This window comes from Corynebacterium sp. TAE3-ERU12, assembly GCF_019209905.1.
GTDB lineage: Bacteria > Actinomycetota > Actinomycetes > Mycobacteriales > Mycobacteriaceae > Corynebacterium.
The window spans coordinates 760,658-776,589 of record NZ_JAHUTM010000001.1 but is presented as its reverse complement, the minus strand read 5'-3'; the positions used below and the strand labels follow the sequence as shown (position 1 = coordinate 776,589).

Here is a 15,932-nt window from a genome sequence, read left to right as displayed (position 1 = left end):
TCAAAGATCCACCAATTAATGTGGAACTATTCACACGATATTAATATGAAATAACATCACTAATCCCCCCAAGGCAGGGGCAGCACCAACCACCACCCCAGGCCCCTCACCAGCACCTTTCACCTAACCGTCGGCAGCTGGGACACCACGCGCCACCGGCAGATTAGTTCTCATCCGTGGAAAGCGCGGCAACGAAGGCTTCCTGCGGCACGGACACCGAACCAATATTCTTCATCCGCTTCTTACCGGCCTTCTGCTTCTCCAGCAGCTTGCGCTTACGCGAAATATCGCCGCCGTAGCACTTGGCAAGAACATCCTTACGCAGGGCCCGGATATTCTCACGACTGATGATCTTCGAACCGATCGCAGCCTGCACCGGCACCTCAAACTGCTGACGCGGAATAATCTCCTTGAGCTTCTTCGTCATCTTATTGCCGTAGAACTGGGCATTATCGCGGTGCACAATCGCACTAAACGCATCCACAGCCTCGCCCTGCAGCAAAATATCCACCTTCACCAGGTCGGCCTGCTGCTCACCGGACTCCTCGTAGTTCAACGAGGCGTAGCCCTTAGTCCGCGACTTCAGCAAGTCGAAGAAATCAAAGATGATCTCACCCATCGGCATCGTGTAGCGCAGCTCCACACGATCCTCAGACAGGTAATCCATGCCACCCATCTCGCCGCGCTTGGACTGGCACAATTCCATCGTCGGGCCGACAAATTCACTGGGCACAATGACGGTGCACTTCACCATCGGCTCCCACACCTGCTGCGGCTTACCCTCCGGCCAATCAGAGGGGTTGCGCACCATAATCTCTTCGCCGTCTTCCTTCACCACCCGGTAGACCACGTTCGGCGACGTAGAGATCAAGTCCAGGTCGAACTCACGCTCTAAGCGGGTACGAGTGATCTCCATATGCAGCAGCCCCAAAAAACCACCACGGAAACCGAACCCCAACGCCACTGAGGTCTCCGGCTCAAAGGTGAGTGAAGCGTCGTTAAGCTGCAGCTTTTCCAGCGCGTCGCGCAGGTCCGGGTAGTCCTCCTGAGAGATCGGGAACAGACCCGAGTACACCATCGGGCGCGGGTCGGCATAACCCGGCAACGGGTTGTCCGCACCATTGGTCGCCAAGGTGACGGTGTCACCAACCTTCGACTGGCGCACATCCTTCACACCAGTAATGAGGTAACCAACCTCACCGGCAGATAAGCCCTCACATTTCTGCGGCTGCGGGCTGACAATGCCGATCTCCAGCAACTCATGCTTAGCGTTGGTGGACATCATGCGCACCACATCACGGTGGGTGAGCTTGCCATCAACAACACGCACATACGTCACCACACCGCGGTAGGTGTCGTAGACCGAGTCAAAAATCATCGCCCGCGGCGCGGCGTCGGAATCGCCCTGCGGGGCAGGCACCAGCTCACAAATCTTGTCCAGCAGCTCCGGCACACCCTCACCGGTCTTACCGGATACGCGCAGCACCTCCTCCGGCTCGCAACCAATAATGTGCGCGATCTCCTCGGAGTACTTCTCCGGGTCCGCCGCCGGCAAGTCAATCTTATTGAGCACCGGGATGATTTCGAGGTCATTCTCCATGGCCAAGTACAAATTGGCTAAGGTCTGCGCCTCAATGCCCTGGGCCGCATCTACCAGCAAGATCGCGCCCTCACAGGCATCAAGCGCACGCGAGACCTCATAGGTGAAGTCGACGTGGCCGGGGGTGTCGATGAGGTGCAGCACAATCTCTTCACCCTCATGGGCACCAGAGCGCGGAACCCACGGCAGGCGCACATTCTGCGCCTTAATGGTGATACCGCGCTCACGCTCGATATCCATATTGTCCAGGTACTGATCCCGCATATCGCGGTCCTCAATCACCCCGGAAAGCCCCAGGATGCGATCCGCAAGGGTGGATTTACCGTGATCGATATGCGCGATGATGCAGAAGTTACGGATCTGTTTGGGGTCCGTGAAGGTCGTCGCAGCAAAATTCTTGGTCACGTAAAAGTCACTTTCATCGCGCGTCAGCAGTCAGCAAAGGATATTCGCACCTCACCCTACCGGCTACACTATGGACCTATGAGCAACCGGTTGGTAGACGCCCTGGGACGCGGCATGCGCACGCTCACTGACGCCTTCCGCGGACCGGACGCCCTCGACGAAGGCCTCGCCATGCTCAGCGAACAACTCGGCATGGCCCCCGGCGAACACGCCGACGTACTCCACCGCCGAGAAGCCGCCACCACCGCACGCCCCACCCACGAAGCCGCCCGCTCAGTGGTCTACGCCCCCGATATGGACGGCCAAACCGGCCCCGGCGAAGTCGTCTGGGCACCGGTGCTTATCGACGGCGACTCCGGCTCCGCCCGCGAACGCGCAGTCGTCGTCCTCGGCCGCGATAAGCACTACCTACTCGGCGCACTTATCTCCACCGACATCCGGCACGCCGATGACGATAAGTGGATGCATATCGGCATCGGCGCCTGGGATGGCCAAGCCCGCCCCAGCTGGGTGCGCCTGGACAAAGTCCTCGAGGTACCCGAATCCGGCATCCGACGCTCCGGTGCGGTGATGCCGCGCCGACGTTTCGACCGGATCACCGCTGTGCTGCGCTCTGAATACAACTGGTCCTAGCCCACGCCCACCACAGAAGCCTTTTGGCCAGGACCAGCCCACCTGGTAGGGTCTTTCGAGTTCACCGCGCGCTGATGCGCATTGAGTGTTGATGATCAGGACCTTGGGTTCATCACCTCGACGCATGGGCGGGACCACCAACCCGGCACAGCGTGTGGCAGCCAGAACCGATACAGGAAACAAGAGGTTTTACACATGGCGAATATCAAGTCTCAGATGAAGCGCATCAAGACCAACGAGAAGGCCCGCCTGCGCAACCAGGCCGTCCGCTCCGCGGTCCGCACCGAAATCCGCAAGGTGCGTGCCCTCGTCGACGCCGGCGATAAGGCCGGTGCCGAAGCCCAGCTGCGCATCGCCAACCGCAAGATCGACAAGGCCGTCAGCAAGGGCGTCTTCCACCGCAACACCGCGGCCAATAAGAAGTCCGGCCTGGCCAAGGCCGTCAATAAGCTCGAGGGCTAATCCCCTCCAGCTACAGCGTAAATACCGCCTGAGGTTCCACCCGGACCACAGGCGGTTTTTCGTGCCCAGCCTTGCCTACCCGCCCCTAGCGGCGCGCCGAGTTAGCGATCCGGGCGATCTCAATGACAGCCCGCTCCAAGGAAAACTCCGGCGTATGGCCCTCCCCCTTGACCTCAGCATCCAACCGGGAAGCAACCTGCACCGCCGAAGCGACCATCGGAGTAGTCCACCGCTGGGCAACCGCATGCACCTTCGTCAACTTCCACGGCGGCATGCCATAAGTGCGCGCATCAGCCGGGCCAGGCCGGGCAGCCGCATGCAACCGGGAAATATCCCCCACCGCACTGGTCAGCGCAGAAGCCAACAACACCTGATTGGTGCCCAACTGCATCGATCGCCGCAACCGGCCCAACGCCTGCTGCACATTGCCAGCCACCGCCAAGTCGGCGACCTCAAAGCCGGTGACCTCAGCAGAAGCCCCGTAATAGGTCCGAATTGCCTCCTCGGTGATATTGCCCTCAGTATCCGAGGCCAGCTGGCGCATCGCCGTTGCTAACTCGCGCAGGTCCGACCCCACCGCGTCGAGCAGCGTGGTCACCACATCATGGCTTAGCCGCACCCCCAGCCGGCGGGCCTCGCCCTGCACGAAACTGGGCAACTCATTGCGTTTGGGGGCCTGGGCAATGAACTCACGGGGAGTGAACTTGCGCAGCGCCTTCACTAGCGCCGCCGAGGTCCGCCCCTTACCGGAATGCTCCACAATGACGGTAATACCCGGGCTGGGCTGGCCAATAACGTCAATAATCGGCCCATAGGTGTCCTTGCCAAGGTTGTCCCACTGGTCAATGACCACCACCCTGCTATCGCCAAACAGGGAAGGGCTCAGCAGGTTCACCAGCTCTGTGGTGGTGGCATTGGCCGCATGCACAGTGGTGATATCCAGCCCTGTGGTGTCCCCAGATTCGGCGCGGGCATCAGCGATGATCGCATTGCGGGCGCGCTCCACCAGCAACCCTTCATCGCCGAGGATGAGGTTGAGTGGTTGTGCTCCATGTGCGCTCACGGACACTATCGTGCCAGAGGCGCGGACCTCACCGCAGCCGCACTGCCCCGCCATACCTGCCCGCCGGGATAGAGCACCTGCGGCCCGCCCTCATTCGGGCACACCACGGCCACACCCGTAGGGGTGCGAATATCCCCGCGCGCCCGGTCACCGCAGCGTTCCACCACAATCCAATCCAGCGACCGCCCAGCAAGGCTCGCCTCGTGGGCCTCATCAAGCGTGCCGACGATAGCGCCCTCCACCGACTGCGCCGACGCGCCAACAACCGGCCGGTGGCGCACCGCACGTCGGCACGCCTGTGCGCGCGGCGGGGCAGCACCCGGGCCAATAATGCGCACCTCCCCATCGACCACGCACGCAGCAGCCACCCACCCACCAGGAGCGCTGGGCAGATGCACCCCGGTGCTGAGCACCACAGCGCCAAGCAGGCCCACCACGGCATACAACGCCGCGCACACACGCGGCCAAGCCAGAAAAGCCAGCAGCGCCCCGACGGTCAACACAGCCCCCACGAACCCCATCTGCGATGCCGCCCCAGGCACCGTGCCCGCTGTCTGCCCCACCTCATACACCCACCACGCCCACGGCGCGGCCGCCCACAGCAACGGGAGCGCCAGCCACGCACAGCCAAGCGCGATACACCCCGTAGCAGCGGTGCCCAATACGGTGACCGGTGCCACCGCAGGCGCGGCGACGAGATTGGCCACCACCCCCACATGCGGCACCGTGCCGACAGTCGCCACCAACACCGGCGTTGTTGCCACATGGGCACAGATGGTCACCGCCACCGCCCGCACCACCACCGCCGGCCAGGCGCGAACCCACCACAGCTGCCCCAGGGCCCGCGCCACCGGCTCGGCAAGCACCACCAGCCCCGCCGTCGCGGCGACAGAGAGCATGAACCCCACCGACAAGGCCATCTCCGGGTACACCACCAGCAACAGCAGCACAGCCCCACCCAGGGCGGGCAGTGCGTCGCGGGCCCGGCCGGTGAGAATCGCGATGAGGCCGACAAGGCCGGTACATGCCGCGCGCAGCACACTCGGTTCAGTGCCGACCACAGCGACGAAACCACATAGTGTGGCCAGCGCCGCGAAGAAACGAACCCGCGGGCCCAACCAGGCGGTTATGGCCACCGCCCCGCCACAGACCAGGGCCACATTCGCCCCGGATACTGCCGATAAGTGCGCAAGCCCCGCATTGGTCAGCACCTCACGCTCTGCTGGGGAAACCAACCGCTCATCACCTAGCACCATCGCGGGAACTAGCGTGTCGGCCCCGGCTGGCAGCCGCGCGCATAAGGTGACCAGTTCATTGCGGATCTGGCTGGTAAACCCCCCATCGGCGAGCAGCTCTGGTTCGCCGCGCAGTTTGAGCCCAACCCCAGACAGTGCCGATATTGGTGACTCGGTCACCGCAACAGGGCCGCGCAGCACCGCGCCGCGGTCATAGGCAAGCAGCTCCTGCGCGCCGTGGATGGGCACCGTCCCGGGCAGGCCAGCAATAGTGGCGGTGGCCTGAGCCCCGAAATCGGTTGCCTGCGGGGCGGTTGCCAAAGTGAACTCGGTACGCACAGTCTGGCCCAGGTGCTGGGCAACCCAGTGCCGGTGTACTGCCCATTGTCGGATCGCTGCGCTGCAGGCGGCAGTGGCAATGCAGACCAGGACCAGGCCGACCCCACCGCGCACCCCGGGGTGGAGGCGATACCTGGTCAGAACCACCGGCACCAGGCACCACGCCACAGCCGAAACGCAGGCCGATACGCCAGCACCGCCGCTAGTGTGATGCACACCACCGGCGCTGATTAAGGCCGCCACGCACCCCCAGGTGGCAACAGCTGCGGGGATAAGCCGCAGGTCAAGTTCTCGGGCTTGGGTGATATCACCGTCGCCCGAGCCGCTCATAGCTGAACGTGGTCCTTGATTTCTGCCAGCTTCGCCGGGCCGATGCCGGGTACCTCCACGAGGTCGTCCACGCTGGCAAACGGGCCATTTTCTACACGGTGGGTGATAATGCTCTCCGCGATGGCCGGGCCCACCCCGGGCAACTGTTCCAGCTCCTCGGCACCGGCGGTATTGATATTGATCCGGCCGGCCTGGCCGCTACCAGCAGCTGGCGCCTCCTCCCCTGGGGCCGATCCGCCACCGGGCAGTGGTGTGGGGCCAACGGCGACCTGTTCGCCATCGGATAATTCGGCGGCCTGGTTGACTGAGGCGATATCGGCCTCAGGCAGCATTCCGCCTGCTGCGGCGATAGCGTCGGCCACGCGGGAGCCTGGGGCAAGGGTGACAACAGAAGGATGATGGACCAACCCCACCACGGACACCACGATCTCTTCGGGCACCTCATCGGCAGGCTCCGTCTCGGTGGTAGCTGCCGGTGCTGCGGCGGTGGTGCCACCAGTAATCGGCTGGTTGGCGCTGGGGCGCAGCTGGGTGTGCGGCATGTGGGTGGCGGGTTCGCGCAGCCACCACCACACAGCGCCTATTAGCACCGCGATACTGGCCAGGGCCGCCGCGATAACTGCGACAGTGCGCACCGCCCAGCGTTGGTTGCGGTAGTCCACCGGCATGGTCTCATCGCCTGCGATGGGCTCAAGCAGGTCTCCAACTCGTTTCTGCAGCGTACTCACAGTCGCCAACCTTAGTGCGCTGGTCAATGAGGTGTGCGGGCGCACCAGGTGAAAGCCCTGCTGGCTGGCTGCGGCGGTGGAGAAAATCGCAACCGTGGATAACTACCGCCCGCGCGCCACCAGCAGCTGTGATTAGTGCTTGTCCGAGGCCGAATCGGCCTCCGGGCAGGACTCATCTCCCGGATCAGGTGCATCCTCCGGGCCAGGCGCGGCCTTATCGGCCTTATCGGCACCTGCCTTATCGGCATCGGTGTGGTCGCGGTGCGTGAAATCCGAAATCGCCCGGGCCAAGCTCTCCGCACGCTCCCGGGCGGCGCGCCGGTTTTCCGACCACGTCGGCAACTTCGCCTCAATGGTCGTCACCCCCGGGGTGTGCGGATGAGTCCGCTGCGTATCCGGCTCAGCGTCGGCAGGCGCATAGTCGGCAACATCGGGACTGGCCACTAAAGACACAAAGCACGCATTCGGCCCAGTGTGCACAATCACCGAGGCAGGCAAATCCACACTGCGCACAACCGAGTCCACCGGCAACACCGTCGGCAAGATCTGCGCCAACTGCTCCCCCACCGTGGACTCCCCTGCCGTCTGCACCACACATTCGACCGGCTTCGCCCCAGCAGCATCCGTACAGCGAGAAACAATCGTTTCCAGCAGCTTCTGCTCAGTGCGGCACTTGGCAGCAACCCGGAGTTGGCCGTCGGAAAGCCCAATCATCGGCTTCATCGCCAAAGCCGTCGACAGCACCACCTGGCCCGTGGAAATCCGGCCACCGCGGCGCATCGTATCCAGCTTCGGCACATACCCCCACAGGTACGAACGGTTCAGGCTTTCCTGGGCGATCTCGGCGCACCGCTGCCGGTCCGCACCACGACGAGCCGCCTTCGCCGCAGCAATCGCAGCCACCGCCAGGCCAGCCCCAGCGGCCTTGGAGTCGATCACATCAACGCCGCCGACCGCCTCAGCAGCGGCAACAGCATTGCTATACGTCGACGACAGTGCACTGCCGATATGGATCGCCACCACACCAGCATCCTGGCCGCGCTCCTGGGCCCGGGCGTAGGCGGCACACAACGGCAATGGCTGAATAGCCGAGGTGGTGGGCTCATCCCCATCGGTATTCACCGGCAATTCCAGCACCGTAATGCCGTATTTTTCGGCCTGCTGCTCGGTGATGCAGGAGCCGTCATCAACAATGACTTGAACTTGGTAGGGCATCAGGCCTCATCTGCTGGCTGGGTTGCTTCGCAGTTAAATGCGTCGAGGTACCAGGCCAGCTCCCCGTCGGGGCGAAGTTTGGCCGATAGCTCCACCCACGCGGTATTCCGCATGCCGTTGAACATCATGTAGTGGGACTTCGGCAGATCCGTCAGTGATGCCGTCAACGCCGCAATCGCGCCGCCGTGCGCCACCAGCAGCACAGTATGACCCGGCCACTCGGCGTAGTTGGCAAGCAACTCATCAACAACGACCCGCATCCGCTGCGCGACCTCAAAGCGAGTCTCCCCACCAGGCGGCGCCCAGCCCGGATTATGCCGCCAATGGGCGCGCTGACCAGGGTAATCAGCATCGATCTCGTGGTGGGTCTGGCCCGCCCAGTCCCCCAGCCGGGTCTCCCGCAGGCGCGGATCAGTAGTGACATCGACACCTACTTGCTTGCCGACGGCCTGTGCCGTCATCCGGGCACGACTGAGATCAGAGGAGATAATGCGGGAAATCCCGAAGTCGCGGGCGGCGAAATGGGCGGCAACATTATCCGCCTGCCGCAGACCCACATCCGACAACTGCGTGTCGAGCTGGCCCTGCATCCGGCGGGTGGCGTTATAGCTGGTCTGGCCGTGGCGCAGGAGCAACAGGCGACGAGGGGCAACCACGGTGAGGTTGCCTTCCCGGTCCCACTGGTCTGCCATTAGAGCAGCTCCTGGTCATCCGGGGTTGCCTGGGCCAACGGGATATCGTCAATGCTGTCCGCGCTGCGGGAGGCATCCTGGGCGGCGCCGTCGGCATGCAGCGGGCTGTGCTGCTCCACACCGTCGATCTCCACCTGGGGGCAGTCCTTCCACAGCCGGTCCAGGCCATAGAATTCGCGCTCTTCGTGGCGGAAAACGTGGACGACAACCATGCCGTAGTCCAGCAGCGCCCAGCGGGCCTCCCGAACACCTTCGCGGCGCACTGGGCGGTGGCCAGCATCGCGCAGGTCGTCTTCAACCTCATCAACAATAGCGTTGACCAGGCGTTCATTATCGGCGCTGACCAGGACGAAAGCATCAGTGATCACCAGCGGCCCGGATACGTCAAGGACCTGGATATCCTCGCCCTTCATCCGGTCGGCTGCGGTGGCGGCAATGGCGGCTATCTGGTGGGCCTGTTCAGAAACGGTCACGGTAGTGAGGTCAGCTCCTATGAGTTGGTGAGATCAGAATTAGGGGTGCCCGCCGAGGATTTCCCCTTCGGCGAGGGTCGCACCTGTGCGGCAGTAATCGCCTGGCACTCATGCGTAGTGAGACTATCCAACGGCGGAATGCCCTGGTATAAGCCCCTCTTGGCAATGTACTGCACCACACCATCTGGCACGAGATACCAGACCGGGCGGCCCTTACTGGCGCGTTCGCGGCACTCCGTCGACGAAATAGCCATAGCCGGGATCTCCAGCAAATGAATACGACTGCGGTATTCGGCGGGCAGGTCATCGTCGGCAAGCTGAAAACCTGGGCGGTTGACACCCACGAAGGTGGCCTGGTCGAACATTTTCTCCCAGTCCCGCCAGGTCACAATGCGCTGCAAGGCATCAGCACCGGTGATGAAAAACAGCTCAACATTCTCGCCGAACTGGACATGTAAATCACGCAGAGTATCGACGGTGTAGGTCGGCCCACCACGGTCAATATCGACCCGGGAGACCATAAACCGCGGGTTCGACGCGGTGGCGATAACCGTCATCAAATAGCGGTCTTCACTATCGGTGACAGCCCGGCCACGTTTTTGCCACGGTTCGCCGGTGGGCACAAACACCACCAGGTCCAGTTCGAAACGGTCGGCGACTTCAGAAGCAGCCACCAAGTGCCCGTGGTGGATGGGATCGAATGTGCCACCCATGACGCCAATGCGTCGAGGTGGGCACCGGTGGCGGCTGTCTGACATGGGAAGTGAGCCTAGTCGTGGTGGTGGGGGTGAGGAAACCTCATCGGCCAGCACTGGGTGAACTCGTGCCGCACGAAAGCCGACCCGGCCGCACCACTGGTGCAGTGGCGGCACATCCGGGCCGGCTTAACGCTAGCGCGCGAAGGGGGCAGGGAAAACGCTTAGGCGTTCTTCTCTTCGACGCGTTTGATGGCCTCTTCGGCGACCTTTTCCTGGATGCCCATATCCAGCTCCGAGGTGAAACCAACGCAGGAGCAGTTGATCTCGCCGAGGACATAATCATCGCCGCCGTCTTCAGCGTCGGCAAGCATGAAGTCCGCGGTCCAGATCAGCGGCACGTTATCGCCACCGAGCTTCTCGGCAATGACCGGGCGGGCCTCCTTGAACTGGTCCATCAGGTCCTGCCAAGCCTCGGGCTTGTCGTAGGTGTACTTCGCGCCAGAGAACAGCGTGGCGGAGAAGTTATCGCCACCGGCGGCCGGCTTCTTGTGCACAACAAAGACCGGGTGCGGGCCGACCAGCAGAATGCGGATCTCGCCTTCGACGATGCGCGGCATGAAGCGCATATCCACCAGCATGCCGTTATCGCCGATGATGTACTTGTCACAGAAGTCCATGAAATCACCGAGCTTGAACTCCTCGGTGTGGTTGTCCACAGCCTCGGTGCACTTCAAGACGGTGTCGAGGGGCAGCTCGGTGCCCGGCTCAACGGAGTTCTGCAGATCCTTGTCCTTGATCTGGACGCGCCAGATGCCTTCACCGGTGGAACCGCGGTTCTGCTTGAGCACGCGCTCACCGTAAGACAGGGTCTTCGGGAAGGTCTCGTGGAAGGATTCAACGTCGTAGTAGGCGGCGGTGTCCTCGGGGACCAGCGGGGTCATATTGAGCTTGACCAGCGCGTCCTTAGCGCCGTAGGCCATCATCTCTTCCGGGGTGGACATGCCGACCAGGCCGACTTCTGCCAGGCGGGTCAACAGGTCGAAGTAGCCCTTCTCGCCGCCGGGAATATTGCCGGGGTTGACGCGGGAAATATAGCCGTCAGCCTTTTCCGATACGTAGTCGAACAGTGCCTCGGCCCACTCAGGGCGGTAGTAGAGAACTTCGGCGTCCCAACCTTGTGCCTTGATCGCATTCACGATCGGCATGGTGTCCTTGCGGTGGCCGTCGAAGTACTTGTCCGAACCGCCTTCAATCTCGAAGACGACAATATTCTTTTTCATGTGTGGGGCCTTTCTGCCAGTCACTGTTCCAGTGCTCACGGGTGTCCGCGCCTTATGCAGATGCAGACACTTCCATGGTGCTCCTATTTGGCAGCGCGCACCTTTCAGAACCTGGTGAAATTAGTCACCTTAAAAACACAGAAAAATCCCCACTTTTATGGTCTAGAACGTCCCACAGTCATTGGGTAGCTCGCCCCCGGTGAACGAGTCCATAAAGAACATCAGCGCCTCCGGGATATCGCCGAAGAGCGGCACGACGTGGTTCAGGGCTGTCTTCGGGATGAGCACCGGTGTGTCATTTTCCAGGTACTGCACATTCGACCCCATCGCGCAGTAGTCACGCCCCAACTGTCGGGCCTGCTCAACAGGCACAATGTCATCATTAACACCGATCTCGACCATGATATTGGCCTCGGGCTTACTCTTCGCCAGACTCTGCGCGTCGAGGTAATCCCCCAGCTCGGGGATATCGGCAACGAGGTCACTGAAGCTTTGCCCAGTCGTGGTCAACTCGCGTGTTTTCTGAAAACCCCACGTCACGCCGGAGTCGGCCAGGCATTGGGTCTGGGTGGTCGCCATAAACTCACGCCCCTGCTCATTGAGGTAGCCATCAATGGCTGCGCCCAGCTGCGGCTGGTAAACCAGGCCAGCGTTGAGGCCGTAGCCGATAGCGCCGGCAAGGGTGCCGCCGTCGATAGCGCGAATAACGTCGCGCAAATTCGCCGGCACCGCTCCGAGGTAGGCGCCGGTGACGTTGAGCTCTGGGGCATAGATCGGCTGGTGTTCTGCGGCGGCACCTGACGCACCGCCGCCTTGGGAGTAGCCGTAGATCCCCACTGGCGCGTCAGGCGAGGCGCCAGCAAAGCCCAGTGCGGCGCGACCTGCATCAAGCACAGCTTGTGCCTGGTCAATATAGTTGCCGTAGGTGTGCAGCCCTGGTGTGCCCAAGCCGATGTAATCAGTAAGAATCACCCGGATGCCGCGTTGTGCGAGCGCGTACATCATCGGCAACTCATAATTCAGCGCCAATGAGGGCTGTGCGGTGATACCGGCGAAGAGGCCAGTGCCCCGGGAGGGGGCGCACTGGTCGCCTTGGCCCATTGTCCCTGGGGCGATGATTACGGTGGGCCGCTGCCCTGCGCCGCGCCACGGGGTCGTGGGTTCAATAACGACCCCGGTCACGGGGGTGAGGGCACCGTTTTGCCGGGTGGATGTGTACATGATCCGGGTTGCGCTGCCGGGCCACTTCAGGCCCGTTAATTCCAGCAGGTGTGGGGCTGGCTGGGTTTTGAGAACGTCACCGGCCTGGCCTAAGTCGTCGGGAATCTGGGTATAAAACTCCGCCTGCGCAGGCGACTCCCCTACTGCCGCAATGCTGCCCACCTCAGAACTAGGCCCTGCTGGTGTGGTCTGTGCAGGCAGTGCATAAGCGGGTGCGGCACTAGCAAATAGGGCGAGCAGGCTGGTTGTGGCAATAGCCGCGGTGCGGGTGGATGTCATGATATTTTCCTATCGCTTTGGATACCTAATAAGTATGCGTGACAATACTGCCACGCTGAATACAGCAACCCCGGGTGGCCAATCTTCCGCAGTGTCACACTGCAGCAGCTAGCCACCCGGAGGTAGAGCGTTATTACCGACCTTGGCTGGCTCGACTAGAAGGAGCCGCAGTCATTGGGCAGTTGCTCACCATTGAACGCATCGACGAGATATTCCACCGACGGAGTGGTGTTATACAGCGAGGAAGCAATATGGTTCAGTGCCGAGCGGGACAAAATACTGGGAATCTCGTCGGGACGGAACGCAACATGACCGCCGCGCGCACAGTAGCTTTGCGCCAGTTCGCGCACCTGGCCGGTGGGGATGGCATCGTCATTAACGCCGGTGGCGATGGTCATCGGGGCGTTGAGATCGCGCAGCCCCAGTTGTTGACTATCAATAATCTCCGCAATGACGGGTTCTCGGTCCAGCACTGCGGCGAAATCACTGCCGTCGGTAGTAAACGAGTCAGTAGTCCGGGTGCCCCACATCGCGACTGAGTCCACAATGCACTGGTCCTGCGTGGTCTCAAGGAAGCGTTTGCCCTCGTCGTTGAGGAACCGATCCAGGATGACGTCGACATCAACATCGTCTTCCAGGTACTCGATACCGGAGTTCAAGGCGTAGCCGATCGCCCCGACGATGGCATTACCGTCGATCTGGTGCAGCACCTTGCGCAGGTTCGCCGGCGGCGCTCCGGCATAGGTGGCCTTGAGATTGACGTCGGGAGCATATGAGGCAGCACGCTCGGCCGCAGCCGCTGCCGCGCCGCCACCCTGGGAATAGCCCACCAGGCCCACCGGGTCATCAGCATCGGCCCCAGCCAGAATTAACGCTGCCCGCGCAGCATCCAGGACTGCATGGCCTTCATCATCAGAATTGACGTAGGTATGCACCCCTGGGGTGCCCAGACCGATGTAGTCAGTAACAACGACCCGCATTCCCTTACTTGCCGCGACATAGGCGGTGAGCAGTTCGTAGTTGAAATTCAGGCTGGGCTTTTCCGCATCGACAGCACCCAGCAGCCATTTACCTCGCGACGGGGCGCACTGGTCACCCTGCCCCATCGTGCCGGGGGCGAGCACCACAGTCGGGCGGGGGCCTTTGCCCTCCCAATCCCCCACGGGGTCAATGACGAACCCGGTTACCGGGGCGAGCTGACCATTCTGCCTCGTTGAGGTGTACATGATCCGAGTTGCCGTACCTGGCCAGTCGGTCTCCCCCATGCTTAACAGCTGGTCTGCGGGCTCGGTTTTCAGCACCGTACCTGGGCTACCAAGGGCGTCTGGGATCTCGGTGTAGAAGGGGTTATCCAGTTCATCGGAACGGCCCAAACCAGAGCTGCCCAGCGAGCCGGTATCAGAACCAGGTGCCTGGCCGAAGGGGCCGGGCAAGGCAGCGTTGTCGGTATTGGCAATGTCCTCCCCCAGTGAGGTCCATGGGTCGGCGAAGGGGTCGAGCTGGGCAGGTGCGGCGGCGGCCGGACCAGCCGCAGACAGGGTCATAGCCACTGCACAAGCGGCAGCCAACAAAGAAGGATTCTGTTTCATGCGCATAATTATTACCTTTTGTTAATGATGTTGGCTAGGAATTTACGAATTGAAGTCACAATTTTTTTCAGCCACCACCACAACCCCCGAGAGTCACCACAAACCCCAGCTCACAGCACCGAACACACCCACCAATACCGGTCGGGGTATCGTGCACCAACCACACCAACAACCACCCGCGCCGGCGCAACACACAAAAGCAGCGCCCCATCATCAACGATGGGGCGCTGCAGAAAGGCAAGCTATCGGCGGCGACTAGAACGTGCCGCAGTCATTGCCTACCTCCTCGCCATTAAAGGCCGCGACCAGGAAGTCCATACTGTCCGGCATATTGGCCAACAGCGGAACAATATGGTTCAGGCCGGTCTTGTCAATCAGCAACGGGGTGTCATTTTCCAGGTAGCTCACGTCGGCACCCAGGGCACAATAATCGCGACCAAGCTGACGGGCCTGCCCCGCCGGAATGGCGTCGTCATTAGCGCCGATCTGCACCATCACCTTCGCATCCGGCTTCCACCGACCAAGCTTCTGCTTATCCAGGTACTCCCCCACCTCAGGGATCTCATCCACAAGAGCCTTGAAGGGGCGGCCATCCTTAGTGAAGGACGAAGACTTACGGAAACCCCACATCGCTACCGAGTCCACAATGCACTGGTTCTTCGTGGTCTCTAGGAAACGACGCCCCTCATCATTGAGGTAGGCATCGACCAGCGGCTCAAGCTCGGGGTTATAAAAACGGCCAGTATTGAGCGCATAACCCACCACGCCTTCGATACTGCCGCCCTCAATACCGTCTAGCACCTCACGCAGGTTCGCCGGCGGGGCCCCGGCATATGCGGCCACCAAATTCAGCTCGGGCGCATAGGCAGGCTGGTACTCAGCTGCCGCAGCTGAGGCGCCACCACCCTGGGAATAACCGACCACCCCCACCGGCGAGTCGGCCGGATCTCCGGCAAACTCCAGCGCAGCGCGAGCCGCATCCAATACGGCATGGCCCTCATCAGTGGAGTTGACGTAGGTATGCACCCCAGGGGTACCCATGCCGATATAGTCGGTCACCACCACCCGGATGCCCTTAGCGCTGGCGGTATAGGCACTGAGCAGCTCATAGTCGAAGCCGAAGGACGAGTTCGCCAGGTCAATATTGGCCAGCTGCCCCCAGCCCGCCGACGGGGCACATTGGTCGCCCTGCCCCATTGTTCCCGGGGCAACAACCACGGTGGGGCGCGGGCCACTGCCCTCCCATTCGGTGGTGGGCTCGATGATGAAACCAGAAACCCCCACTCGCTGGCCGCGCTCATTGACTGAGGAGTACAAGATCTTGGTCGAAACGCCCGGCCAGTCGATACCGAATTTCTCGATGATATGCGGGGCAGGCTGGGTGCGGATAAGTGCGCCAGGCTCCGGCAAATCAGCCGGCGGCTGGTAGAAGGGGTCGCTGGCCGGGTCGGAGGAACCGGCCGGGGAACTGCCGACCGGATTAGTAGAGCCCGAGTCCGAGCCCGGCGCGTGGTCGATAGAACCGGTCCACCAGGGCCCGTCACCGCCTTCCGACGGTGCCGCAGCCGCCACCCCAGTAGCGGCGAAACAGAGTGCTACAGAGCAAGAAAGCGCAAGAATACGACGAGATGGTTTCATGCACGCACACTAACAACCACATTTCGAGTTCACAAGCAAAATAGCTTTTTAA

14 protein-coding genes are annotated in these 15,932 nt (G+C 61.9%); 2 read left to right on the top strand and 12 right to left on the bottom strand.

Annotation, left to right across the window (positions count from 1 at the left end):
- Nucleotides 1–163: 163 nt before the first annotated feature.
- On the bottom strand, nucleotides 164–2,005 hold the full coding sequence (gene lepA / locus KRX51_RS03570; RefSeq protein WP_218361554.1) for a translation elongation factor 4: 1,842 nt from the start codon (nucleotides 2,003–2,005) through the stop codon (nucleotides 164–166).
- A 78-nt stretch (nucleotides 2,006–2,083) separates the two neighbouring features.
- Between lepA and KRX51_RS03565 the strand changes: the two genes are divergently transcribed.
- Complete coding sequence (locus tag KRX51_RS03565; RefSeq protein ID WP_218361553.1) at nucleotides 2,084–2,638, top strand: type II toxin-antitoxin system PemK/MazF family toxin; 555 nt, start codon at nucleotides 2,084–2,086, stop codon at nucleotides 2,636–2,638.
- Nucleotides 2,639–2,833: 195 nt separating this feature from the next.
- Nucleotides 2,834–3,100 carry a 30S ribosomal protein S20 gene (gene rpsT, locus KRX51_RS03560; RefSeq protein WP_218361552.1) on the top strand — a complete coding sequence of 89 codons (267 nt, stop codon included), beginning with the start codon at nucleotides 2,834–2,836 and terminating at the stop codon, nucleotides 3,098–3,100.
- 85 nt (nucleotides 3,101–3,185) lie between these two features.
- Here rpsT and holA read toward each other — a convergent pair whose 3' ends face one another.
- The 11 genes from holA to KRX51_RS03505 form a co-directional block, all read right to left on the bottom strand.
- A complete protein-coding gene (gene holA, locus KRX51_RS03555) occupies nucleotides 3,186–4,163 on the bottom strand; it encodes a DNA polymerase III subunit delta (RefSeq protein WP_218361551.1) in 978 nt (325 codons plus the stop codon).
- Between the two features lie 5 nt (nucleotides 4,164–4,168).
- Nucleotides 4,169–6,067, bottom strand: coding sequence for a ComEC/Rec2 family competence protein (locus KRX51_RS03550; RefSeq protein WP_218361550.1), 1,899 nt, complete (start codon nucleotides 6,065–6,067; stop codon nucleotides 4,169–4,171).
- Nucleotides 6,064–6,795, bottom strand: coding sequence for a ComEA family DNA-binding protein (locus KRX51_RS03545; protein ID WP_218361549.1), 732 nt, complete (start codon nucleotides 6,793–6,795; stop codon nucleotides 6,064–6,066). The genes KRX51_RS03550 and KRX51_RS03545 overlap by 4 nt, the downstream gene beginning before the upstream one ends.
- Nucleotides 6,796–6,927: 132 nt before the next feature.
- Nucleotides 6,928–8,010: a DegV family protein gene (locus tag KRX51_RS03540; RefSeq protein WP_218361548.1), complete on the bottom strand. Its 1,083-nt coding sequence runs from the start codon at nucleotides 8,008–8,010 to the stop codon at nucleotides 6,928–6,930.
- The gene (locus KRX51_RS03535; RefSeq protein WP_218361547.1) at nucleotides 8,010–8,702 is read right to left on the bottom strand and encodes a histidine phosphatase family protein; all 693 of its coding nucleotides are present in this window, start codon (nucleotides 8,700–8,702) and stop codon (nucleotides 8,010–8,012) included. The genes KRX51_RS03540 and KRX51_RS03535 overlap by 1 nt, the downstream gene beginning before the upstream one ends.
- On the bottom strand, nucleotides 8,702–9,175 hold the full coding sequence (gene rsfS / locus KRX51_RS03530) for a ribosome silencing factor (protein ID WP_218361546.1): 474 nt from the start codon (nucleotides 9,173–9,175) through the stop codon (nucleotides 8,702–8,704). Before rsfS ends, KRX51_RS03535 begins: the two co-directional genes overlap by 1 nt.
- 17 nt (nucleotides 9,176–9,192) lie before the next feature.
- Nucleotides 9,193–9,933, bottom strand: a complete 741-nt coding sequence (gene nadD, locus KRX51_RS03525; RefSeq protein ID WP_218361545.1) for a nicotinate-nucleotide adenylyltransferase — start codon at nucleotides 9,931–9,933, stop codon at nucleotides 9,193–9,195.
- Nucleotides 9,934–10,094: 161 nt separating this feature from the next.
- Entirely contained in the window at nucleotides 10,095–11,153 is a 1,059-nt protein-coding gene (locus KRX51_RS03520; RefSeq protein ID WP_218361544.1) for a Cj0069 family protein, read from the bottom strand.
- Between the two features lie 162 nt (nucleotides 11,154–11,315).
- Nucleotides 11,316–12,653, bottom strand: coding sequence for a lipase family protein (locus KRX51_RS03515; protein WP_218361543.1), 1,338 nt, complete (start codon nucleotides 12,651–12,653; stop codon nucleotides 11,316–11,318).
- Between the two features lie 155 nt (nucleotides 12,654–12,808).
- Nucleotides 12,809–14,242, bottom strand: a complete 1,434-nt coding sequence (locus tag KRX51_RS03510) for a lipase family protein (protein WP_218361542.1) — start codon at nucleotides 14,240–14,242, stop codon at nucleotides 12,809–12,811.
- A 255-nt stretch (nucleotides 14,243–14,497) separates the two neighbouring features.
- Nucleotides 14,498–15,880, bottom strand: coding sequence for a lipase family protein (locus KRX51_RS03505; RefSeq protein WP_218361541.1), 1,383 nt, complete (start codon nucleotides 15,878–15,880; stop codon nucleotides 14,498–14,500).
- Nucleotides 15,881–15,932 lie beyond the last annotated feature (52 nt).

Bases quoted from the DNA above. Each gene is read 5' to 3' on its own strand.
- KRX51_RS03565 (WP_218361553.1), top strand. From the start codon at position 2,084: ATGAGCAACCGGTTGGTAGACGCCCTGGGACGCGGCATGCGCACGCTC.
- rpsT (WP_218361552.1), top strand. From the start codon at position 2,834: ATGGCGAATATCAAGTCTCAGATGAAGCGCATCAAGACCAACGAGAAG.
- KRX51_RS03550 (WP_218361550.1), bottom strand. From the start codon at position 6,067: ATGAGCGGCTCGGGCGACGGTGATATCACCCAAGCCCGAGAACTTGAC.
- KRX51_RS03540 (WP_218361548.1), bottom strand. From the start codon at position 8,010: ATGCCCTACCAAGTTCAAGTCATTGTTGATGACGGCTCCTGCATCACC.
- KRX51_RS03535 (WP_218361547.1), bottom strand. From the start codon at position 8,702: ATGGCAGACCAGTGGGACCGGGAAGGCAACCTCACCGTGGTTGCCCCT.
- nadD (WP_218361545.1), bottom strand. From the start codon at position 9,933: ATGTCAGACAGCCGCCACCGGTGCCCACCTCGACGCATTGGCGTCATG.
- KRX51_RS03520 (WP_218361544.1), bottom strand. From the start codon at position 11,153: ATGAAAAAGAATATTGTCGTCTTCGAGATTGAAGGCGGTTCGGACAAG.
- KRX51_RS03515 (WP_218361543.1), bottom strand. From the start codon at position 12,653: ATGACATCCACCCGCACCGCGGCTATTGCCACAACCAGCCTGCTCGCC.
- KRX51_RS03510 (WP_218361542.1), bottom strand. From the start codon at position 14,242: ATGAAACAGAATCCTTCTTTGTTGGCTGCCGCTTGTGCAGTGGCTATG.
- KRX51_RS03505 (WP_218361541.1), bottom strand. From the start codon at position 15,880: ATGAAACCATCTCGTCGTATTCTTGCGCTTTCTTGCTCTGTAGCACTC.